The sequence below is a fragment of the Streptomyces sp. NPDC003456 genome, from assembly GCF_042878735.1.
Lineage (GTDB): Bacteria > Actinomycetota > Actinomycetes > Streptomycetales > Streptomycetaceae > Streptomyces.
In genome coordinates this window covers 1,104,140-1,123,718 of the sequence record NZ_JBIAOK010000002.1, presented here as the reverse complement: position 1 = coordinate 1,123,718, position 19,579 = coordinate 1,104,140, and the positions used below count along the sequence as shown (strand labels likewise).

Annotated in this window: 19 protein-coding genes; 13 read left to right on the top strand and 6 right to left on the bottom strand. The window is 71.1% G+C overall.

All coding sequences use genetic code 11. From position 1 onward, the window contains the following. Positions 1–16: 16 nt before the first annotated feature. On the bottom strand, positions 17–1,192 hold the full coding sequence (locus tag ACFYWG_RS10515; RefSeq protein WP_389200562.1) for an FG-GAP and VCBS repeat-containing protein: 1,176 nt from the start codon (positions 1,190–1,192) through the stop codon (positions 17–19). 565 nt (positions 1,193–1,757) lie between these two features. Between ACFYWG_RS10515 and ACFYWG_RS10510 the strand changes: the two genes are divergently transcribed. The 4 genes from ACFYWG_RS10510 to ACFYWG_RS10495 all read left to right on the top strand — a co-directional run bounded on the left by ACFYWG_RS10510 (position 1,758) and on the right by ACFYWG_RS10495 (position 4,589). Then, on the top strand, positions 1,758–2,297 hold the full coding sequence (locus ACFYWG_RS10510) for a hypothetical protein (RefSeq protein WP_383508976.1): 540 nt from the start codon (positions 1,758–1,760) through the stop codon (positions 2,295–2,297). A 52-nt stretch (positions 2,298–2,349) separates the two neighbouring features. Continuing rightward, positions 2,350–3,093: a transporter substrate-binding domain-containing protein gene (locus ACFYWG_RS10505; protein WP_389200560.1), complete on the top strand. Its 744-nt coding sequence runs from the start codon at positions 2,350–2,352 to the stop codon at positions 3,091–3,093. A gap of 9 nt (positions 3,094–3,102) precedes the next feature. Next, a complete protein-coding gene (locus ACFYWG_RS10500) occupies positions 3,103–3,414 on the top strand; it encodes a hypothetical protein (protein WP_389200558.1) in 312 nt (103 codons plus the stop codon). A 293-nt stretch (positions 3,415–3,707) separates the two neighbouring features. Further along, entirely contained in the window at positions 3,708–4,589 is an 882-nt protein-coding gene (locus tag ACFYWG_RS10495) for a universal stress protein (RefSeq protein ID WP_389200556.1), read from the top strand. Positions 4,590–4,636: 47 nt separating this feature from the next. Here the strand turns inward: ACFYWG_RS10495 and ACFYWG_RS10490 are convergent, their stop codons facing one another. Together ACFYWG_RS10490 and ACFYWG_RS10485 are read right to left on the bottom strand one after the other, a co-directional pair. Continuing rightward, a complete protein-coding gene (locus tag ACFYWG_RS10490) occupies positions 4,637–5,743 on the bottom strand; it encodes an SPFH domain-containing protein (RefSeq protein ID WP_389200554.1) in 1,107 nt (368 codons plus the stop codon). A gap of 29 nt (positions 5,744–5,772) precedes the next feature. Beyond that, positions 5,773–6,207, bottom strand: coding sequence for an NfeD family protein (locus tag ACFYWG_RS10485; protein ID WP_383508990.1), 435 nt, complete (start codon positions 6,205–6,207; stop codon positions 5,773–5,775). A 209-nt stretch (positions 6,208–6,416) separates the two neighbouring features. Here ACFYWG_RS10485 and ACFYWG_RS10480 point away from each other — a divergent pair, with 209 nt between their 5' ends. The 6 genes from ACFYWG_RS10480 to ACFYWG_RS10455 all read left to right on the top strand — a co-directional run bounded on the left by ACFYWG_RS10480 (position 6,417) and on the right by ACFYWG_RS10455 (position 12,891). Further along, a complete protein-coding gene (locus ACFYWG_RS10480) occupies positions 6,417–7,016 on the top strand; it encodes a molybdopterin-dependent oxidoreductase (RefSeq protein ID WP_389200551.1) in 600 nt (199 codons plus the stop codon). Next, positions 6,986–7,741 (top strand): ferredoxin reductase, encoded by a 756-nt coding sequence (locus ACFYWG_RS10475; protein ID WP_389200548.1) that lies wholly within the window; start codon positions 6,986–6,988, stop codon positions 7,739–7,741. The genes ACFYWG_RS10480 and ACFYWG_RS10475 overlap by 31 nt, the downstream gene beginning before the upstream one ends. Before the next feature lies 1 nt (position 7,742). Beyond that, positions 7,743–8,042, top strand: a complete 300-nt coding sequence (locus tag ACFYWG_RS10470) for a DUF6510 family protein (protein ID WP_383509000.1) — start codon at positions 7,743–7,745, stop codon at positions 8,040–8,042. A gap of 465 nt (positions 8,043–8,507) precedes the next feature. Continuing rightward, on the top strand, positions 8,508–8,873 hold the full coding sequence (locus ACFYWG_RS10465; RefSeq protein WP_383509003.1) for a peptidase inhibitor family I36 protein: 366 nt from the start codon (positions 8,508–8,510) through the stop codon (positions 8,871–8,873). Next, positions 8,867–9,766 (top strand): hypothetical protein, encoded by a 900-nt coding sequence (locus ACFYWG_RS10460; protein ID WP_389200546.1) that lies wholly within the window; start codon positions 8,867–8,869, stop codon positions 9,764–9,766. Before ACFYWG_RS10465 ends, ACFYWG_RS10460 begins: the two co-directional genes overlap by 7 nt. Positions 9,767–10,113: 347 nt before the next feature. After that, a complete protein-coding gene (locus ACFYWG_RS10455; RefSeq protein WP_389200544.1) occupies positions 10,114–12,891 on the top strand; it encodes a glycosyl hydrolase in 2,778 nt (925 codons plus the stop codon). A 136-nt stretch (positions 12,892–13,027) separates the two neighbouring features. On the opposite strand, the gene ACFYWG_RS10450 is transcribed toward ACFYWG_RS10455, so the two are convergent. Continuing rightward, a complete protein-coding gene (locus ACFYWG_RS10450) occupies positions 13,028–14,248 on the bottom strand; it encodes a metallophosphoesterase (protein WP_389200542.1) in 1,221 nt (406 codons plus the stop codon). A 309-nt stretch (positions 14,249–14,557) separates the two neighbouring features. Here ACFYWG_RS10450 and ACFYWG_RS10445 point away from each other — a divergent pair, with 309 nt between their 5' ends. Continuing rightward, positions 14,558–15,811, top strand: coding sequence for a low temperature requirement protein A (locus ACFYWG_RS10445; protein WP_389200540.1), 1,254 nt, complete (start codon positions 14,558–14,560; stop codon positions 15,809–15,811). Between the two features lie 138 nt (positions 15,812–15,949). Here the strand turns inward: ACFYWG_RS10445 and ACFYWG_RS10440 are convergent, their stop codons facing one another. Beyond that, positions 15,950–16,219 (bottom strand): hypothetical protein, encoded by a 270-nt coding sequence (locus ACFYWG_RS10440; protein ID WP_383509939.1) that lies wholly within the window; start codon positions 16,217–16,219, stop codon positions 15,950–15,952. A gap of 208 nt (positions 16,220–16,427) precedes the next feature. On the opposite strand from ACFYWG_RS10440, the gene ACFYWG_RS10435 reads away from it, so the two are divergent. Next, on the top strand, positions 16,428–17,033 hold the full coding sequence (locus tag ACFYWG_RS10435) for a dihydrofolate reductase family protein (protein ID WP_383509942.1): 606 nt from the start codon (positions 16,428–16,430) through the stop codon (positions 17,031–17,033). A gap of 11 nt (positions 17,034–17,044) precedes the next feature. Here the strand turns inward: ACFYWG_RS10435 and ACFYWG_RS10430 are convergent, their stop codons facing one another. Beyond that, complete coding sequence (locus ACFYWG_RS10430) at positions 17,045–17,422, bottom strand: MerR family transcriptional regulator (RefSeq protein ID WP_385418251.1); 378 nt, start codon at positions 17,420–17,422, stop codon at positions 17,045–17,047. A gap of 243 nt (positions 17,423–17,665) precedes the next feature. On the opposite strand from ACFYWG_RS10430, the gene ACFYWG_RS10425 reads away from it, so the two are divergent. Continuing rightward, a complete protein-coding gene (locus ACFYWG_RS10425) occupies positions 17,666–19,576 on the top strand; it encodes a Na+/H+ antiporter NhaA (protein ID WP_389200537.1) in 1,911 nt (636 codons plus the stop codon). Positions 19,577–19,579: the final 3 nt, after the last annotated feature.

Below are 19,579 nucleotides of genomic sequence, written 5' to 3'. Positions count from 1 at the left end.
AGTTCGCCCGCGGGCGTCAGTTCCGCTCGTTCAGCCCTGCCTTGGCGCCCTCGGTGAGTTCCGGTTCCCTGGCGGGGAATCCTCCTGTGCCTCCCGGGAAGAGCAGAAGGCCGTCCGGTGTCTCGGCCACGACGTCCGTACACCCGTCGCCGTTGACGTCGAGCAGCGGCACGCCGGCCCTCATCGATCTCCCGCCGTAGGTCGTCGCGTCGAAGGCGGTGGCTCGGGACGGGTCGGGGCCGGAGCCGTCGGTTGCGCCGGGCAGCAGGGTGAAGCGGCCCGCCCTGTCCTCACCCGGGGTGTTGATCACCAGGTCCGGATGCCCGTCGCCGTTCACGTCGCCGGTGCCGGAGGTCGCGCCGAACATGTCCTTGCCCTGCGCATCGCCGGGGATGCCCGGAGTCTCCTGGCTGTACACGGTGTTGCGGCGACCCGTACCGGGGCCGCCCGGGGCGCCATGGACGACGGTGAGCTGTCCCGGATCGAGACCTTCGGCAGGCGACGCGATGCCGCCTCCTCCGACGAGGAGGTCGGTGATGCCGTCGCCGTTCACGTCACCGGCCAGCGGCGTCAGGACTCCGTCCTCGACGCCGTTGTCCAGCCCCCGGGGCGGGCCGGACCGGACGGGACCGTCGGCGCTGCCGCGGAAGTAGGCAGTTGCCGGGATCGCGTCTGCACCCGGCTCCTCGTCCTCCGCGTACGGCGGGCTTCCGGTGAACAGCAGGTCGTCGAAACCGTCGGCGTCGAAGTCCCCGGAGGTGGTCCCGCCTCCCGCGGCCACCCAGTCCTGCTCCACAAGCCGCGCCGGGGCGCCGCCTCGGTCGAACGGGCCGTACGCGATCCGGCCGGGAATCCGCTCCGGGTCCTTCTGCTGCGCTCCCTTGCCGCGGTCGATCAGGTCGACGGCCCCGTCACCGTTGACATCCGCGACGGCCACGGCGAGGAACCGGCGCGGGGCGGCCACCGGCACCGCCTTGCCGAGACCGTTCCTCCCGCCGAACATGACCACCGCCTCGTAGGTGCCGCCCGGCTCGGCCTTCCGGCCCTGGCGCGCGGGTTCACGGGTGGCGACCAGGTCCGTGAATCCGTCCCCGTCGAGGTCGCCGCGGAGCAGCGGGCCGCTGTAGACGTCGTCGTACCGCGTGGCTCGGGCCGCATCGAGCCCCTTCTTCGAGCCGGGGACCACGACCACGTGCCCCGATGACCCTCCGGAGCCGCGCTGGGGATCAACAGTGACGAAGTCGTCGTAGCCGTCCTTGTCGAAGTCGCCGGTACGGGACGTGCTGCGACCGTCACGGTCCCGGGGCGCCGGTCGGCTCTCCCCCGCACCACCGGCTGTGCCGTCGCGCCTCCCGCTGTCGCCTGTGCACCCGGTGAGCAACAGGAGCGCACAGCCCAGAACGGCGAACAGGAACCGGGACCCCCTCACATGAGCTCCTGACGCAAGAGCGTTGCGGGCGGACGACCTGCCATGCACCACAGCGGAATCCGGATTCGATGCCATGTCCGCCCCCGCGCCCCCACCGCCACCCCCGACGTCCAGCGCCGGGTGCGACTCGACTGTCGAGGGCACAAACCTAGTGATCATCAACCTCGGATGGCAACGCTCCGTTCGACGGCACAGGGACAGGGACTTCGGCGCTCACCGGTCTCCCCGGCTTCGTCCATCACAACGGCCAGCGGCCGTCGGCCTTTTCGGGTACTCCGTGAGCGCTGCCTCGCCGGAGGCTGTCAGTGCTCGTTCATAGGATCACGGTATGCCTGATGCCTTCACCGTCTTGTGGACCCATGACACCTGCCGTGCGCTGCGCAAGGCGGGCCGCGTGAACGAGCGGCCGCCGGTCGCGTTCAGCGGTGCTCACTCCTCATTGCCCGCCTGGACGGGTGCCCGCTCCGGGGACGAGGTGTACGCGCTGCACGTGAACCAGCGCGAGGTGTTCGTGGTGAGCCGGATGCGGGTGCTCGACATGGCGCGACGCGACTGCTGCGGCGCGGCCCCCGCGAACTGGGCGGACACTTCATATCCCGGACACGGCGACTGGTCGATGCTGGGCGCCGGCGGCTGCGGCGCCGAGGCGGTGCACGTGGACGCGACGCCTGTGCGCTTCGACGTGAAGATCCCCGGCGACCTGCTCGCGACGCTCACCTGGCGCAACAGCCGGGGCCGGACCCGCGGTCTGAAGTACGTCGTGGACGGCCGCCTCGAGAGGTCGGTCAGCCTTCAGGGGTTCTACCGTCTGACCCCCGAGGCCGCTGATGCGCTGGCGGACGTCGTCGACAGCTCCGCCCTTCAGTGAATCGAGCAGCACATCCCAAGGCTGCGATGAACTCACCTTCTAGGCTTGGGGCATGATGCCGACAGACGCAGAGCTCGTTCACGATCTGGCCCCCACCGGAGTGCTGCGTGCCTCCATCAACCTCGGCAACCCCGTCCTTGCTCAGGGCGACCCCGACAAGCCGTTCGGGGTCACGGTCGAACTTGCCCGCGAGGTCGCCGCGCGTCTGGCTCTGCCGGTGCAATTCCTCTGCTTCGATGCCGCGCGCAAGTCGTACGCTGCGATGGCCGAAGGCTACGCCGACCTGTGTTTCCTGGCCGTGGATCCGGACCGCGAGAAGGAAGTCGCCTTCAGCGCTCCGTACGTGCACATCGAGGGTGTGTACGCGGCACCGGTGACGTCCGCGTTCGTCTCCGCCGAGGACGTGGACCGGGACGGGGTGCGCGTCGGGGTCAAGAAGGGGTCCGCCTACGATCTCCACCTGACGCGCACCCTGCGTCACGCCACCGTGGTGCGCGGCAGCGAGGGGGTCGAGGTCTTCCACGCAGAGGACCTGGACGTGGCGGCCGGCATCCGCCAGCCGCTGACCGAACACGTCGCCCAGCGGACGGACCTACGGCTGCTCGAACCGGCTTTCATGACGATCCGCCAGGCCATGGGTACCACCACGGAGCGGCTTCCGAGGACCAAGCAGTTCCTCAACGAACTCGTGACCGAGCTGCTGACGTCCGGCTTCGTCGCCACGGCGCTCCGCCGATCCGGCCAGGACCCGGCGCTGGCGGCCCCAGCCGCACGAGCTTCCGGCTGTCGGTGGTGAGATGGCTGCATGCGACCCGAACATTGCGTGACCGGACATCACGTCAAGGTGTGGCATCAACAGGTGCTGCCGTCGGAGCCGGAACACATCGGACTCGGTGCGGTCCTGCGGGGCTCGCTCCTGCCGATTCTCGTCTGGGCCGGCATCGCGTGCTTTGTCTGCTTCATCTACAACCCACTTGTCTCGATGGCCCTGGGTGGGCTCTTCGCGCTGTCGTTCATCGTGGGATACGGACTGCGCCGGAAGGCGAAGCACTCGGTTCGTTGCAGCGTCTACGGTGCATTGGGTGGAGTGCTCGACAAGTCCATGGCGGGGTTCTGAGCGGTTGCGTCAACCACCGGGTCGGCGCGCTCGCGTGAGAGGCGCGCTGCGGATGCCCGGCGGCGATGCGGCCGGCGCGTGCGGAGATCATGGCGTCACTGGTACCGGCGAACGGCGGTTGCGACCGAGCCCAGTGCCTCACACCGGCCGTGCACGTGCGTCGGCGGGGCACTGCGGGCTCCCCCTGCGGCACTCTGGCGTCACAGCCCACGACGGTGGCGGACAACGGGCCGGGGCGGTCAGGATGGGAATGAGCTGAACCGTCGGGTGGCCTTCCGGGACGGGAGTACGCCATGAGTGATCCGGTGATCGTGGGGGTGGACGGCTCCGCCCGCAGTCTCGAGGCGGTCGTCGTCGCTGCCCGTGAGGCCCAGCTGCGTGCCGTGCCGCTGCGGATCGTGCACGCCCTGGGCCGCCACACGATGCACCCACCGTCGACCGCCACTGCGCACGACTCGACCGACCATGGATCGGCGGCGCCGACCCTGGCGCTGATGGCCGACGCCGAGGAGCGGGCGCAGACGACCGCACCCGGCATCGAGCTCTTCCGCCTCGTCCTGCCCGGTGAGCCCCGGCAGGTCCTGGAGAACGAGTCGCGCCACGCGGCGCTCACCGTGCTCGCGAACCGGGGACACTCCCGCATCGCCGATCTGCTGCTGGGCTCGACGGCGGTGCATCTGGCGAGTCACAGCCACTGCCCACTGATAGTGGTACGTGGTCGCTCCGACCCTGCGGGCCCCGTGCTGCTGGCCGTGAACGGCACCCCCACCGAGCAGACGGCGGTCGAGTTCGCGTTCGCCGAAGCCGCGCTGCGCGAGGCACCCCTCCGGGCGATGCACGTGTGGAACACCTGGAGCGAGCGGGCCTACGAAGGCCCCGGCGATCCACTGAACGCCATGGTGACCGACATCGAGCACCTCCGAGCTGCCGAGGGAGAACTGCTCGAGAGAACCGTCGCGCCGCTGCGGCGAACCTTTCCCCACGTCGCGGTCGAGCATCGCCTGGTGCGCTCCCGGACCCGGCCCGCCCTGATCGACGCCAGCCAGGAGGCACAGCTGGTCGTTGTCGACCCCGGGCCGCACGGAGCACGTACCGGCCTGCTCCTGGGCTCGGTCAGCCAGAGCCTGCTGCACCACGCGCACTGCCCGGTCGCCGTCATACGCGGCAGACGATGACTCTCGGGCCGTCGGCTCGTCGGGACCGGCCGTGGCCGAGCGGGGACTCAGCCGTCGGAGGCCGGCCCGCGCCGCGGTATCTGCGGGGACTTCGCCGCCTCGGCCTCCGCCTTGGCGTCGCTCACCGCGGCGGCAGCCTGCTTGCCGGCCTCGTCAGCCGCCGCCGCAGCGTCGAACGAAGCGGTCCAGCCCGCGTCCAGCTCCGGAGTCCGGCCTTCGGCCGCCCCGCCGGCGGCCTCGGCACCCGCCGCTCCGTCCGGTGGCGTGACGCCGGGGACGCCGGTCGACTGGTCACCGAACGCGCGCGTGACGGTCCGGACCGCCTCGGTCAGCTCCCCCGGAATCACCCAGAACGTGTTGTTGTCGCTGCTCGCCAGGTGCGGCAGCGTCTCCAGGTACTTGTAGGCCAGGACCTTCGGGTCTGCGTTGTTGCGGTGCACGGCCTGGAAGACGAGCTCCACCGCCTTCGCCTCACCGTCCGCTCGCAGGATCATGGCCTGCTGCGCTCCCTGCGCCTCCAGGATGTCCTTCTGCTTGGTGCCTTCCGCGGTGAGGATCTTGGCCTGCCGCTCCCCTTCGGCGTGCAGGATCGCCGCGCGCTTGTCGCGCTCGGCCCGCATCTGCTTCTCCATCGCCTCCTTGATGGTGTGCGGTGGATCGATGGCCTTGATCTCGACCCGGTTGACCCGGATACCCCACTTGCCCGTGGCATCGTCCAGGACCGCGCGCAGCCGGGAGTTGATCTCCTCACGCGAGGTGAGCGTCTCCTCCAGGTCCATGCTGCCGATGACGTTGCGCAGCGTGGTCACGGTCAGCTGGTCGATCGCCTGCAGGTAGTCGGCCACCTCGTACGCCGCCGCCCGCGGGTCGGTGATCTGGTAGTAGAGCACGGTGTCGATGTTCACCACGAGGTTGTCCTCGGTGATCACCGGGCGGGGATCGGACGAGTAGACCTGCTCGCGCACATCGAGTTTCGTGTTGATGCGGTCCGCCACCGGCACGACGAGGTTCAGCCCGGGCTGCAGGGTGCGGCGGTACCGGCCGAACCGCTCGATGTTGTAGCGGCGCGCCTGCGGCACGATCCGCACGGTGGAGGCCACCAGGAAGACGATCACCAGGGCCGCCACGAGGGCGAGGATGACAACAGCGTCCACAGTGCCTCCGTTGCTGTGTGCTCAGCCGATCACGGGAGGAGTTCCCGGGGGTAGACGACGGCCGTGGCGCCTTCGATCTCCAGGACGTCCACCAGCGCGCCCACCGGGATCACCAGGCTTTCGTCGTAGGCGCGGGCGGACCACTCCTCACCGGACAGCTTGATCAAGCCGCGTGTCGCGGTGACCTCGCGCACCACCTCGGCCCGCCTGCCGATCAGCGCGTCGCTGCCCTCGTAGGTGAGGGGCTGTTCCATGTGCCGCAGCGCGATGGGGCGGACGACGAGGAGGCCGGCAGCCGCTGCCGCGCCCAGCGCCAGGAGCTGGCCGAAGAGGCCGATGCCCACCCCGGCGACCACCGCGGCGACCAGGGCGGCCCCGGCCAGCAGTCCGAAGACCAAGGTTAAGGTGAAGAACTCCGCAGCACCCAGCGTCACGGCAGCGAGCAGCCACAGGAACCACGGCATCGAATCCCCCCTCCTACTGGGGCCTTCTCCTCCAAGCTACCGCCCAGAAGCTGGGGCAGACAGACGTCGCGACCGCCGTTCTGGAGTCCGCCGGGACCCGTCGGTGGAGCACGGGCAGCCGACGGCCTTGCGGCTGACGCCGCGGATGCTCCGATGCGCCGCGTCGCGAATAATGGCAGAGGGGTCATTCCTCAGAACGGCAGCACGGTATGGGCATTGTTTCGCGCGGATTCCGCGGCCGACCAGGCGATACGCACCACAGACTGCCTCCCGGGCAGTACGAGACCACCGACTTCCCGGTCCTGTCCGCGGGGCCCACGCCGAGGGTGGACCGTGACGCCTGGGAGTTCACCGTCCGCACCGAGACGGGCGTATCGCGCAGCTGGAACTGGGCGCAGCTCATGGCGCTGCCCAGCCAGACGCCGACCGTCGACCTGCACTGCGTCACCAAGTGGTCGAAGTTCGCCACCCAGTGGCAGGGGGTGTCCCTGGATCTCCTGCTGGAGGACGTCGAGACCGCCGCCGACTTCGCACTGGTGGACTCCTACGGTGGGTACACGACCAACCTTCCGCTGGAGGACCTGCTCGACGGGCAGGCGTGGATCGCCTACCGCTACGACGGGGAAGACCTGGCGCCCGCGCACGGCGGCCCGGCGAGACTGCTGGTTCCGCACCTGTATCTGTGGAAGTCCGCGAAGTGGGTGCACGGCATCCAGCTGCTTCTCGCCGACGAACCGGGCTTCTGGGAGAGCGCCGGCTATCACGATTATGGGGACCCATGGCGCGAGCAGCGGTATCAGGGCGACTAGGCGACCGGCTGCGGTGGAAGGCCGCCCGGCTGGCCGACCGGCGCCGCGAGTCTCCCACCGCGCACACCCTGGCCTTCGACGTTCCCGGCTGGCCGGGCCACCTGGCGGGCCAGCATGTCGATCTGCGGCTCACCGCGGAGGACGGCTACAGCACCCAGCGCAGCTACTCCCTGGCCTCCGCGCCGGACGGCGAACGCATCGAGCTGACCGTGCAGCGCGTCGCCGACGGCGAGGTGTCCCCCTACCTCGCGGACGACCTCGCGGTCGGGGACCTGCTGGAGCTGCGCGGGCCGGTCGGCGGCTGGTTCGTGTGGCGCCCTCAGCAGACGGAACCGGTTCTGCTGGTGGCCGGCGGCTCCGGTCTGGTCCCGCTCATGGCGATGATCCGCGTCCGTCGCGCGGTGGGCAGCCGCACGCCCTTCCGGCTGGTGTACTCCGTCCGTACACCCGAGGACCGCCTCTACCTGCCCGAGTTGCAACGGGACGACCCGGGTCTCGACCGGGCGTACGTCTACACCCGCTCGGCCCCGCCGCAGTGGCCGCGGCCCGCCGGGCGGCTCACGGCGGGGGACTTGTCACGCGCCGGGTGGCCGCCCGACTTCGAACCCACCTGCTACGTCTGCGGCCCGACGGACTTCGTCGAGACGGCCGCTGATCTGCTGGTGGCCCTGGGCCACGCCCCGGACCGCGTCCGCACCGAACGCTTCGGCCCCAGTGGAGGATGACATGTCCCACCACCTCGATCAGGACCCCGGCACCGGCCTGCACGAGTACGAGGACGGCAACGCCCTGGCCGGGCCCCTCTCCGAGATCCTCGCGGTCGACCCGACCACCGCTCTCGGCCGGTGCACCGGCTGCGGCAGCGACTGGCCCCTGGCGCAGCTGCACGTCTACAGCCACGCCCCGGGTTACGTCGGCCGCTGCCCCGGCTGCGACCAAGTGATCCTTCGCCTCGTCCGCAGCCCCGACGCCGCCTGGCTCGACCTCCGCGGCACCGTCGCCCTCACGTTCCCCCTCGGCACCTGACCGCCAAGACCCTTGGCACGGGGTGGTGCGACGGCGCCTGTCGCCCGAGTCGGCGCCGTTGGCGCGGGAGCGAGCAGCCCTCGGTTCACCTTCCGCTCCCCCGGGCGGGCGGCGGCAGCCATGACGCGGGGAACGAGGTGGCGGGCCGGGCGTAACCGATGATCCCGGGCGCGTTCGGGTGACGGACGCGGTCGACCGCCGCTTCAGCCACCGGCATCGGCTCGCCTCGCTTCGCGTGCGGTGTCACGCCTGCCCAACTATGGCCTGTTCTCTGGTGTATGAGGCCGCTGTCCGCTGAGAGCCTTGGCCGGACGGTCCTCCAGATGTCCTGGATGTCCCTCACATGGTCGGCGACGCCTCGCGGAAGTGCGACGCGCACCCCGCCCGGCACGTCGCCACCGTCTCGGCGCCACCTCTCACCCGTCATGACCGCTGAGCAGGGCGGCCACCGATCGAAGGACAGGTATGAAACAGATGGTCTCCAAGGCCGGTGTCGTCTTGGGTGCTGTGGCGCTGGCCGCCACGACGCTGCTGACCGCCGGCCCCGCCGACGCGGCGTGGTCCGACTGCCCGTCCGGGGCGCTGTGCGCGTACCTGGGCACCGGCGGCGCGGGCGACCCCGGCACGGTCTACGGCAACAACACCAACCTGCTGCAGTACAACAAGTTCAACAACGCGGAGTCGCTGTACAACAACGGGAACAACTGCGATGTCCGCGTCTACTCCGGCCTGAACTACACCGGTTCGGTGGCCTTGGCGCAGCGGGGCTGGACGTACTCCCCTCTGTACAGCCCGTGGAAGGACAACGTCGCCTCCAACCGCTGGTGCTGAGCCGAACCCGCGGGCGGTTCCCTTTCCTGGCGCTGATCACCGCGCTGGCCGCGGCCGGTTGCTCCTCCTCCGAGGAGCCCGGCCGCGGGCCGTCAGCCCCCGATGTCCGCCCGCTGTCGGGAGTCACCGCGGTCCGTCACGTCGACGCGGTGCGCCTGCACGACCGTACGGAGCGTGCCGTCACCGCCTGCATGACCGCCCGTGGCCACGCTTACACGGCGCAGCCGGCGAACTCCTCCGCGCGCGGTGCGGAGACCAACCCGTACGGATTGCTCACGCCGGAGCGGGCCGCGGCCGACGGGTACGGCATCGCCGGCGAGCACCTCCACCTGCGGTCGGCTCCGCCCCCTGCCGAGAAGCCGCGTGCGAAGGCCTGGCAGGAGGCCCTGACCGGAACCCCCAAGCACCGGGTGACGCTGCGCCTGCCGGGCGGGACCACGGTGCGGTACTCGGCGGACGGTTGCGTCGCCCGCGCCAACGCGGAGGTGTACGGGCCCGAGTGGAACACGCTGGAGCCGCTCACCATGAAACTGGCGCACCGGGTGCTCGCCTCCGTCGAGGAGGATCCGGCCTACCGTGAGGCGCTCCGGCGCTGGTCCGCCTGCATGACGAAGTCCGGGCATCCGGCGGCGGACCTCCAGGCCGCCCGCGCACCGCTCAACGCTCGTCTGACCGCTGCTGCGAAGGACGAGGACCGACTGCGCGCGCTGGGCCGTGACGAGATCGAGGCCGCGACAGTCGACGCCCGGTGCCAGACGAGGACGGAGCTGGCCGAGGCCGTTGCGGACGTCCAGCGGGACGTCGAGCGCAAGCTGCTCACGGCGGAGGACCGCAGGACCGTCGCGCGCTATCGGCAGGCCAAGGAACGGGCACTGCGCGACGCGACCGGGTGAGGCGACCGCGCCCGGCCCGCATGCGGCAGGCGCGCTGACCGGACCGGCGAGGCCGGCATCGGACTCGGCGACCGGCGGGTCGGGAAGTCCCCGACAGGCACGCGGGTCGCTGTACTGCGCGTGCCTGCGCGAGGTAAACGGCAGTCTTCGCCCGGCCCCCCTTCCCTGCTCCGCGCCGAACCCGGCCCGCCGCGCCCCGTCGTCAACCTGCGAAGGCACGACGCAGGCGACGGTTCGTCAACTAGCGGCTGCGTTCAAGCCATTGACACTTCTATTACCCAGCATTTACGTTCCGGCCATCTGAGAGCGCTCTCAGACTCCCCTCCGGTGAAGACTTGAGGTGCCGCATGCCATCCCCACACAGCAGACGGGCAGCGATCCTGCTGCTCGCCCCAGCCCTCGCCGCGTTCGGTCTGGGCCCGGCCGCCACACCGGCGGCCGCGGCCACCGTGCCCGTCGGCTCGGGCAGTTACTCCGACACCCGGCCGTCGGGCACGTCGGGCCCCTCCACCAACACGGGAACGCCGGTCACGCCCAAGGTGACCGCCGCCGCGCGGAACCGGGCCGTGCCCACCAACGACTGGTGGTCCTCCCTCGCCTTCCAGCGCTACGGCGACAATCCCTGGTCGACCCCCATGTACGGGCATCCCCTCACCTACCAGGCGACGTCCGGCGGGCTCGACGTCGGCTACCCGACCTCCCCCTCGATCGTCGGTGACGGCCGTCAGTACGAGTACGCCCACAAGCGCGACCTCACCATCGGCCTGAGCGGGCTCAACTCCCCCGACACCAAAGCCGACGACTGGTCCGACTGGACGGTCACCCCCCTGTGGTCCGACGGCACCCGCACCCTGCGCACCACCATCGGCCACGGCTCCCCGTTCGTATACGCCAAGGGCACGGGCGGCACCGCGCAGATCACCACCGCCGGCGCGCCCACGGTCTTCAGCGACCAGGGCAACGTCCTCGGCATCACCGTCGCCGGACATCACTACGCCCTCTTCGCGCCGACCGGCAGCGACTGGAACGTCTCCGGCTCCACCGTCACCGCGGGCTTGGGGTCGAAGGACTACTTCTCCGTCGCCGTGCTGCCGTCCACCGGCGCGCTGGCGACCTTCAAGAAGTACGCCTTCAGCTTCGTCACCGACTCCAAGGTCGCCTGGAGCTACTCCGGTGGCACCGTCAGAGCCACCTACACGCTCACCACGGAGGCGAAGGAAGGCACCGAGCGGGGCACGCTCCAGGCGCTCTACCGCCACCAGTGGCTGAACACGTCCGACGCGCTGACCTCCTACACCTACGTCTCCCCCCGCGGCACCATGAAGGTCCGCGAGTCGGCCTCGTTCACCACGAGCCAGAAGGCGGCGGCGGTCCTGCCCGGGCTGCCCAGGTCCAGCGGTGTGGACGCGGCCCGGCTGCGCGGTTACCTGAACGAGGTCGTGAACGCCTCCGACCCCTTCTCCGGCGCCACCGACACCTACTGGACCGGCAAGGCGCTCGGCCGTCTCGCCCAACTCGTCCCGCTCGCCGAGCAGATCGGTGAGACCGGCACCCGCGACCGCCTGCTCGGGCTGCTCAAGGGCAAGCTCCAGGAGTGGTTCACGGCGGGCGGCGCCAACGAGTTCAGCTACGACAAGGACTGGAAGACCCTCACGGGCTACCCGGCCTCGTACGGCAGCGACACCGAACTCAACGACCACCACTTCCACTACAGCTACTACGTCTACGCGGCGGCGATCGTCGCGCAGTACGACCAGGGTTGGGCCGCCGACTCGGCCTGGGGCGGCATGGTCAAGGCCCTCGTGCGCGACGCCGCCAACCCCAGCCGCACCGACACCGCCTTCCCCTTCCTGCGCGGCTTCGACGTCTATGCCGGCCACAGCTGGGCCTCCGGCCACCAGGGCTTCGCCGCCGGCAACAACCAGGAGTCGTCCTCCGAGTCCACGAACCTCAGCGCGGCCCTGGTGCTGTGGGGTTCCGCCACCGGAGACGCCTCTCTGCGCGACCTCGGCACCTACCTGCTGACCACCGAGTCGGAGTCGATCGCGCAGTACTGGTTCGACGCGGACGAGCAGGTCTTCCCCTCCTCCTTCACCCACGACACGGCCGGCATGGTCTGGGGAAGCGGCGCCGCCTACGCCACCTGGTGGACCGCCAACCCCGAGGAGATCCACGGCATCAACGTCCTTCCCGTCACGGGCGGTTCGCTGCACCTCGGCGGCGAGAAGGCCGCGATCCGGCGCAACATCGCCGAGATGGAACGGGAGAACGGCGGCCCCGCCGTCGAGTGGCGCGACATCCTCTGGGAGTTCCAGTCCCTGGCCGACCCCTCCGCCGCCAAGTCCAAGTGGGACGCGGGCCACGCGAACTACACGCCGGAGCAGGGAGAATCCAAGGCGCACACGTACCACTGGATCAACACGCTCGACGCACTCGGCGCACCGGACGCCTCGGTGACCGGCGACCTTCCCACCTCGGCCGTCTTCACCAAGGGGACGACCCGCACGTACGTCGCCCACAACCACGGGTCGTCGGCGCGGACCGTCACCTTCTCGGACGGGAAGACCCTCTCCGTCCCGGCCCGCTCCACCGCGAGCGGCACGGGGCCGGGCTCCTCGGACCCCGACCCCGACCCCGACCCGCCGACGGGGAACACCTTCCAGCTGCGCAGCGGTGGGGCCCTGACCACGGCGACCGGTGGCACCTCCGGCAGCGACACGATCGCCTCCGGCGGCGGCGCCAACCACGACGGCACGCCGTACCAGCCTCTCGTCTACGAGGTCCGCGGAGTCAACGGCACGCTCACCGCGGGTGCGGGCACGACGTTCCGGCTGCAGGTGGACGCCGGCACCACGGTCGGCCTCGGCCAGCAGGCACGGATCAGCTACGACCTCACCGGTGACGGCAGCTTCGACCGGACGGAGACGTACAACTACTTCGCCACCGACCCGGTCGCCGGGTGGGAGGAGTACACGCAGGCGCGGGGCCTCAAGGCGTCCACGGGCACCCTCGGCGATCTCAAGGGGGGAACCGTCCGGCTCGAGGTCTGGAGCGCCATCGGCAACGGCTCGTCGAAGCTGCAGACCGGCACGGACAAGTCCGTGGTGGTGATCCCCTACAGCTGAGCCGGCGCGTGCAGCACGTGCGGAGGGCAACGGCACCACCCCGTTGCCCGCCGCACCGCTGCGCAGCCCGGGCGCAGCTCTTGCCCGGGCATCGGACGCAGCTCACCCCCCCGGCACCACGCCCCACCGTCGACCGTCATGTGCGGGAAGGCGCCTGCGGGGAGCGCAGCACGAGCAGGGTGATCTCGCTGGGGGCGAAGATGCGGAACGGCGGCCCCCAGAAGCCGGTGCCCCGGCTCGTGTAGAGGACCGTGCGGTCGCCGTGGCGGCTGAGGCCCGCGAGGGCGGGCTGGTCGACGCGCACGAGGTGGTGGAAGGGCCAGATCTGGCCGCCGTGGGTATGGCCGGAGAGCTGGAGGTCGACGCCCGCGGCTGCCGCCCGGTCGACGAACTTGGGCTGGTGCGCCAGAAGCAGGACGGGCAGGTCGGGATCGGCGCCGTCCAGGGCTCCGGCCAGGTGGGCGCGATGACCGGCCAGGCCGGAGGACTCGGCGGTGACGTCGTCCACGCCGGCGACCACGAGGGAGTCGCCGCCGCGTTCGAGGAGAAGGTGGCGGTTGCGCAGCGGCTCCCAGCCGAGCTCGTCCATCAGGTCGACCCAGCCCTGGGCCTCGCTGTAGTACTCGTGATTGCCGGTGACGTAGACACGGGCACGAGTCGCCCGCACGGTGGCGAGCGGGGAGGCCTGGGCGCGGCGGCGGTCGGCGGTGCCGTCGGCGATGTCGCCGGTGTGGCAGACCAGGTCGGCGTCGAGCGTGTTCACGGTGTCACACACCCGTGCGGACCAGCGGGCCCGGTCGAGGGGCCCGTAGTGGGTGTCGGTGATGAGGACGACCCGGACACCGTCCAACCCCGGTCCCAGGCGCGGGAGCCGGACCTCGAGCCGGCGCACGCGCGGCACGCGGCGGGCCTCGCTGTACCCCCAGGCCAGCAGTACGGCGCTGACGCCGAGGACGGCCCAGGTGACGATGCGGGCCCGGTCCTGCGCCTCGCCGACACCGAGCACCGCGAGGGCGAGCCGCAGCGCGACCCCGAGGAGAACGGACCAGGTGAACAGGACCCAGCTGACGCCCAGCAGGGTGTCACCGGCGATGGCCGCCCGGTCCTCCTGGCGCCGGCCGTGGCCGCGCGCCATCGCGAGCGGCATGCCGGCGAGGCCGAGGGCGAAGAGGCCGGTGCCTGTGAGCGTGACGGGCATCGGCCAGTGCTGGCCCGTGTGCAGGAGGACCCAGCAGGGCACGGCCCACAGCAGGACGGGCGCGATCATGGGGAGGTAGCGCAGGACGCTGCCGAGCAGGCTCCGTCGCGGCGCCTGTGCTTCCCCGTCGGCGGGTCGGGTGTCACTCGTCTCGGTCATGCTTTCCCTCACAGACCAGGCTGCCGTTGCGCGCACTGTATCCGGCCGGGCTCGCTCCGGTGGGACCGGTGTCCGATCCGGCGCACCCCCCGGTCCGTCCCTCGCACGCCGCCCGGTCCGCACGCCCGGACGCGATCACGGCACTGCTTTGGCAGGATGAGGCCCGTGTGCGGGACGATCCGCCGCTGCTCCGCCGCGCCGCATCACCGCCGGCGGTCCGGCGTCGTGCGGCGTGCCCACGGACAGCGCGGCCGTGCAGCCGTCACGATCACTTCGCACCACGTCCGGCCGCTTCCGCAGGAGCCACGCATGTCCGACAGCGCCCCCGAGCCCCAGCCCGCCGCCCCGAAGGCAGTCCCGCTCGGTGCCGGTACCCGGCGATGGCTGTTCCGCCCGCCGCGGCGCCACGGCGAGGTGGATCCCGGTCGCGGCGTGAGTTTCCTGGAACTCTTCTACGACCTCGTGTACGTCGTCCTGGTCGGCCAGGCGGCCCACACGCTCGCGGAGCACTTCACCTGGCGCGGCACGGCGACCTTCGCGGTGGTCTTCGGGCTGATCTGGATCGCCTGGCTGAACGGCACGCTCTTCTACCAGCTGCACGGCCGGGAGGACGGCCACACCCGCTCGCTGATCTTCGTGCAGATGCTGCTGCTGTCCCTCATGGCGGTCTACGTCGGTCACGCGGACGGCGGCGACGGCCGCACCCTGGCCGTCCTCTACGCGGTGCTGCTCGCCCTGCTGACCTACCAGTGGTTCACCGTGTACCGGCTGGACCCGCCCGAGCTGCGCAGGACGCCCCGCCGCTATCTCGTCGTCATGCTCGCGGGCGTCGTCGTGATGGCGGCGTCGGCGCCCCTGTCGGCCGACGCCCGCCTCGCCGTCTGGGCGGCGTTCGTCGTCGCGTGGTGTGCCGTGGAGTGCGTGATCCTCATCTCCTGGCGCAGAGCACCGAGTTACGACGTGGTGACGGTAGCGCTGGTCGAACGGTTCGGCCTGTTCATCATCATCGTGCTCGGTGAGGTGGTCATCGGGGTCGTGAACGGGCTGGCGGAGACGGAACGCGGCGCCGTCGTGACGACGACGGGCCTGCTGGGGCTCGCCGTCGGCTTCGGGTTCTGGTGGAACTACGCCGATCTCGTGTCCCGGCGCCTGCCCCGCGAGACCGGCCACTCCCTCGCGACGTGGATCTTCGCTCACATGCCGTTGTCGATGGCCGTGGCGGCCGCCGGCGCGGGCATGGTCGGACTGGTGGAGCATGCCGCCGACGACCGGGCACCCGTCGCCGTGAGCTGGCTGATGGGCGGATCGGTGGCCGTCATGCTGATCACGACCGTGGTGCTGCTGCCCACCCTGGCGGACTACGACCGCCATCCCTCCCTGTACACGTCGGTGCAGGCGGCCCTCGTCACGGCGGCCGTCGCCGCCCTCGTGATCGGATGGGCCCGCCCCGCCCCCTGGCTCCTCGCCCTCGCCCTGCTGCTCGTGCTCTTCGCGACGTGGGTCTTCGCCTTCGTCCGCTGGCTGGGCGAAGGCTCCCTCGTCAACGAACGGCCGACCGCCTGACGGGCTCGCGTGGAGCGCCGCCCGGGCCGGGGGCACGAGAGCCCTGCTCCCCTCCCCTTAGCTGTGGCTCAGAGCCCGACCCGGGAGATGAGTCAGGCGCCCACGGGCGGCCTGACCGCAGCGCGGCGGGCCCCTACGTCACTCCGTGTCCCGCTTCGGCAGGGACGAGTAGCCGCTGGGGCCCGGGGTGCGGCCCTCGGGCGGGTACTCGCAGTCGAGGCTGCTGATCTCGTAGTCGCTGCCCTCGTTCTGCTCCTGGTCGACGACCACCGCCGCGGTGCAGACGCGGCCGTGCTTGTCGGTGAAGGTGACGATCTCGCTGTAGTCCGTCGGAGTGCTGCATCCTGCGACCAGCAACGCCGTCAACCCGGCGGTCACTGCCGCGCCCGCTCTGCACAGTCGCCTCATGTCCGGTCCCCCCAACTCTGCCTGGCAGCAGCCCAGTTGCCGCGCTCACAACGTAGCGTCCGGCCGACGGTGGCGTCACGGGGATATGGGGGCGACCTGACCGGCTGCGGCGTCATGAGGGGGTTTTCCCGTCGCTCCGGAGCGCGGCCGATGAGTTCGCGGCTCCCGGCCGGTCCACACTCGTGACACCTGAGGAAAGGACACCGCCATGTCGGAGCTTCTCGTCGACTTCATCACCTCCCTCGACGGCTACGCATCGGGAGAGGGATGGCCCGGGTTCTGGGGTCTGGAGGGCCCGGAGTACCTCGCTTGGCTCGGGGAGCAGCCCGAGGCCACCTATCTGATGGGAGCGAACACCTACCGCCTGATGTCGGGGTTCGCCGCGGGCGAGCTCCCTGACGGCCTGGAGGAGTTCAGGCCGGAGGAGGAGGCGTCCGTCAACGAGCTCACGCAGGCGTCGAAGGTCGTGTTCTCCTCCACGCTCGAGGAGCCGCTGAAGTGGGCCAACTGCACGCTCGTTCGCGACGACGCCGTCGAGACGGTCCGCGCCATGAAGTCCGGCGGCTCGGGGCTCCTCAGCACGATCGGCAGCCTCAGCCTGTGCCGCTCCCTGCTGCGAGCCGGACTCGTCGACCGCTTCCGGGTCGTGATGTTCCCGGTGATCACCGGGGCCACGGGCGAGGAGCGGATCTACGACGGCTATCCGGACGTCGCCCTCGAGATGATCGAGCACCGCACCTTCGACGGCCGTATCCAGCTGGTCGAGTACAGGCCCCAGGTGCTCGACCACCCGCCGCTCGCGGCGCCGGCGTGACCTCGGTGCGCCTACGGGTGTGCGTCGGTGAGGGCGATGATCTCGTCGAGGCGGTCCCGGGCGGCCTGCAGTTCGTCGATCTTGGCCTGGAGCCGCTCGCGCTCGACGCGCAGCATGGAGCGCTGGCCGGTGTCGGTGTGCCCGGAGTCCCAGCACGGAAGGAGCTCGGTGATCTTCCGGCTGGTGAGGCCGGCGGCGAACATCTGCTGGAAGAAGCGCACCCGGTCGATGGCGTCCTGGTGGTACAGGCGCTGACCGGACGGGCTGCGCCCCGCGGTGAGGAGCCCCTGCTGCTCGTAGTACCGCACGGCACGCACCGAGACGCCCGCTCCGCGCGCCACCTCGCCGATGCGGATCAACCGCTCGGCCCCGTCCGCCGCAACCGTCATCGTGACTCCTCCCGCCCGGCCCACGGGCCGGCGCTCGCCCCTGACGTCAGCGTCGGGTTCGAGCGTAACGGACATGAACATCGCCAACTCCGTCACCCATGTCCCGCCTGCCGTTGGCGCCGGAGGAGTGCGACGCCGCGATGAGCGGGCGCGTCCCCGCGCACCCTCCGCACGGAACGGGGCAGGGGGCCGCCCGTCGGGGCAAGCGGGACGGACGGTTCCGTAGCGGTCATAATCGGCGTCGTGAGCGATGAGGGACCCGTCGAGGCACGTCTGGAGCGGACTTCGCAGGGCGCGACGCGCTGGCGCACCTTCGCGCAGACGGAGACGGGCAGTGCGGTCCTGCTGCTGGCGGCCGTCGCCGCGGCCCTGCTGTGGGCCAACATCGACCCGCACTCCTACGAGGCGGTGTGGCAGGCCCACTTCACGATCGGCCTGGACTCCGCCCGTCTCTCGCTCACCCTGCACGAGTGGATCAACGCCGGCTTGATGAGCATGTTCTTCTTCGTCGTCGGACTGGAAGCGCGCAGGGACTTCGACATGGGGGAACTGCGTGACCGCCGCTGGGTCCTCCTGTGCGCGATCGCCGGCCTCGGCAGCATGATCGTGCCGGCGTCGGTCTACGTCGCGATCAACGCCGGGCAGGACTCGGTCCACGGCTGGGGCACGGCGATGTCCACCGACACCGCGTTCGCCCTGGGCATCCTGGCGGTCTTCGGCTCCAGGCTGCCCGCCTCTCTGCGGGCGTTCATGCTGTCGATCTCGGTGGTCGACGATCTGGTGGCCCTGCTGGTGATCGCCGTCTTCTACAGCGACGACATCCAGCTGCCCGCCCTGCTCGTCGCCCTCGGCGCCCTGCTCGCGATCGGGGTCCTGCGCTGGGCCGGTGTCCGCAACGGCCTGTACTGCGCGGTGCTGTCGCTGGTGGTGTGGGTCGCCTTGCACGAGGCGGGCGTCGACCCGGTCGTCACCGGCCTGGCCGTGGGCGCTCTGGTGGTCGCCTACCCGGCGCCCCGGGTGGACCTGGAGCGGGCCAGCCGGTTGTTCAGGTCGTTCCGCGAGCAGCCCACGCCCGAACTGCAGCGCTCGGCGGTGCGCGGGCTGGCAGCGGCGATCTCCCCGAACGAACGGCTCGAGCAGCGGTTCCTGCCCTGGGTGAGCTTCGGCATCGTCCCGCTGTTCGCCCTGGCCAACGCGGGCATCGAGCTGAGCGGCTCCGAGCTCGCCGACGCCTTCACCTCGCCGATCACGCTGGGCATCCTGCTGGGCTGCGTGGTGGGCAAGGTCGTGGGCACCGTGGGCTCGATGGCGGCGGCACGGTGGCTGTCCCGGGGGCGGCTGCGGCCGAACGTGGGCTGGGGCTCGGTGACGGTCGGCGGCGCGATCGCCGGGTCGGCCTTCACGGTGTCCCTGCTCATCGCGTCCATCGCGTTCGACGGTGAGCACCTGGAGCAGGCACGGATCGGCATCCTGGCCACGCTCGTCGGTGCCTTCGCGGCGAGCTGGGCGGTCTCGGCGGTCATCGGGCTGCTGCCGGCGGCCCGCCGGGCGCGGGCCCTGCTCGGTGACGCCGATCCGCTGACGGACCTGGCGGTCCCGGTCGACCTGCGCCACGACCGCATCCGGGGACCCGAGAGCGCTGTCGTGACGGTCGTCGAGTACGGGGACTTCGAATGCCCGTACTGCGGGCAGGCCGAGCCGGTGATCCGGGACCTGCTGGGCGACGAGACCGACGTCCGCTACGTGTGGCGTCACCTGCCGCTGACGGACGTCCACCCGAACGCCCAGCTGGCGGCCGAGGCGTCGGAAGCGGCGGCCCGGCAGGGCCGCTTCTGGGAGATGCACGATCTGCTGCTCCGACGCCAGGACGCCTTGGGGGGCCGTGACCTGCTGCGTTACGCCGGTGAACTGGGGCTCGACGTCGCGCGTTTCCGGCGCGACCTGGAGGCCGGTCAGGGTGCGCGCCGGGTGGCGGAGGACGTCGACTCCGCGGATCTGAGCGGAGTGTCGGGGACGCCGACCTTCTTCGTCAACGGCCGCCGCCATCACGGCGCTTACGACATCGGTGCGCTCAAGCAGGCCGTGCAGAGGGCCAGGCAGCAGGCCGCGGCAGCCCGATCCGGCGTCGTCCGGGCGGAATCGGCGGCGGATTGAGCG

Excerpts from the sequence above, each read along its gene's own strand:
- ACFYWG_RS10435 (WP_383509942.1), top strand. The coding sequence starts at position 16,428 with ATGTCGGAGCTTCTCGTCGACTTCATCACCTCCCTCGACGGCTACGCA.
- ACFYWG_RS10510 (WP_383508976.1), top strand. The coding sequence starts at position 1,758 with ATGCCTGATGCCTTCACCGTCTTGTGGACCCATGACACCTGCCGTGCG.
- ACFYWG_RS10430 (WP_385418251.1), bottom strand. The coding sequence starts at position 17,422 with ATGACGGTTGCGGCGGACGGGGCCGAGCGGTTGATCCGCATCGGCGAG.
- ACFYWG_RS10455 (WP_389200544.1), top strand. The coding sequence starts at position 10,114 with ATGCCATCCCCACACAGCAGACGGGCAGCGATCCTGCTGCTCGCCCCA.
- ACFYWG_RS10495 (WP_389200556.1), top strand. The coding sequence starts at position 3,708 with ATGAGTGATCCGGTGATCGTGGGGGTGGACGGCTCCGCCCGCAGTCTC.
- ACFYWG_RS10470 (WP_383509000.1), top strand. The coding sequence starts at position 7,743 with ATGTCCCACCACCTCGATCAGGACCCCGGCACCGGCCTGCACGAGTAC.
- ACFYWG_RS10485 (WP_383508990.1), bottom strand. The coding sequence starts at position 6,207 with ATGCCGTGGTTCCTGTGGCTGCTCGCTGCCGTGACGCTGGGTGCTGCG.
- ACFYWG_RS10505 (WP_389200560.1), top strand. The coding sequence starts at position 2,350 with ATGATGCCGACAGACGCAGAGCTCGTTCACGATCTGGCCCCCACCGGA.
- ACFYWG_RS10440 (WP_383509939.1), bottom strand. The coding sequence starts at position 16,219 with ATGAGGCGACTGTGCAGAGCGGGCGCGGCAGTGACCGCCGGGTTGACG.
- ACFYWG_RS10445 (WP_389200540.1), top strand. The coding sequence starts at position 14,558 with ATGTCCGACAGCGCCCCCGAGCCCCAGCCCGCCGCCCCGAAGGCAGTC.
- ACFYWG_RS10450 (WP_389200542.1), bottom strand. The coding sequence starts at position 14,248 with ATGACCGAGACGAGTGACACCCGACCCGCCGACGGGGAAGCACAGGCG.
- ACFYWG_RS10465 (WP_383509003.1), top strand. The coding sequence starts at position 8,508 with ATGAAACAGATGGTCTCCAAGGCCGGTGTCGTCTTGGGTGCTGTGGCG.
- ACFYWG_RS10475 (WP_389200548.1), top strand. The coding sequence starts at position 6,986 with ATGGCGCGAGCAGCGGTATCAGGGCGACTAGGCGACCGGCTGCGGTGG.
- ACFYWG_RS10480 (WP_389200551.1), top strand. The coding sequence starts at position 6,417 with ATGGGCATTGTTTCGCGCGGATTCCGCGGCCGACCAGGCGATACGCAC.
- ACFYWG_RS10500 (WP_389200558.1), top strand. The coding sequence starts at position 3,103 with ATGCGACCCGAACATTGCGTGACCGGACATCACGTCAAGGTGTGGCAT.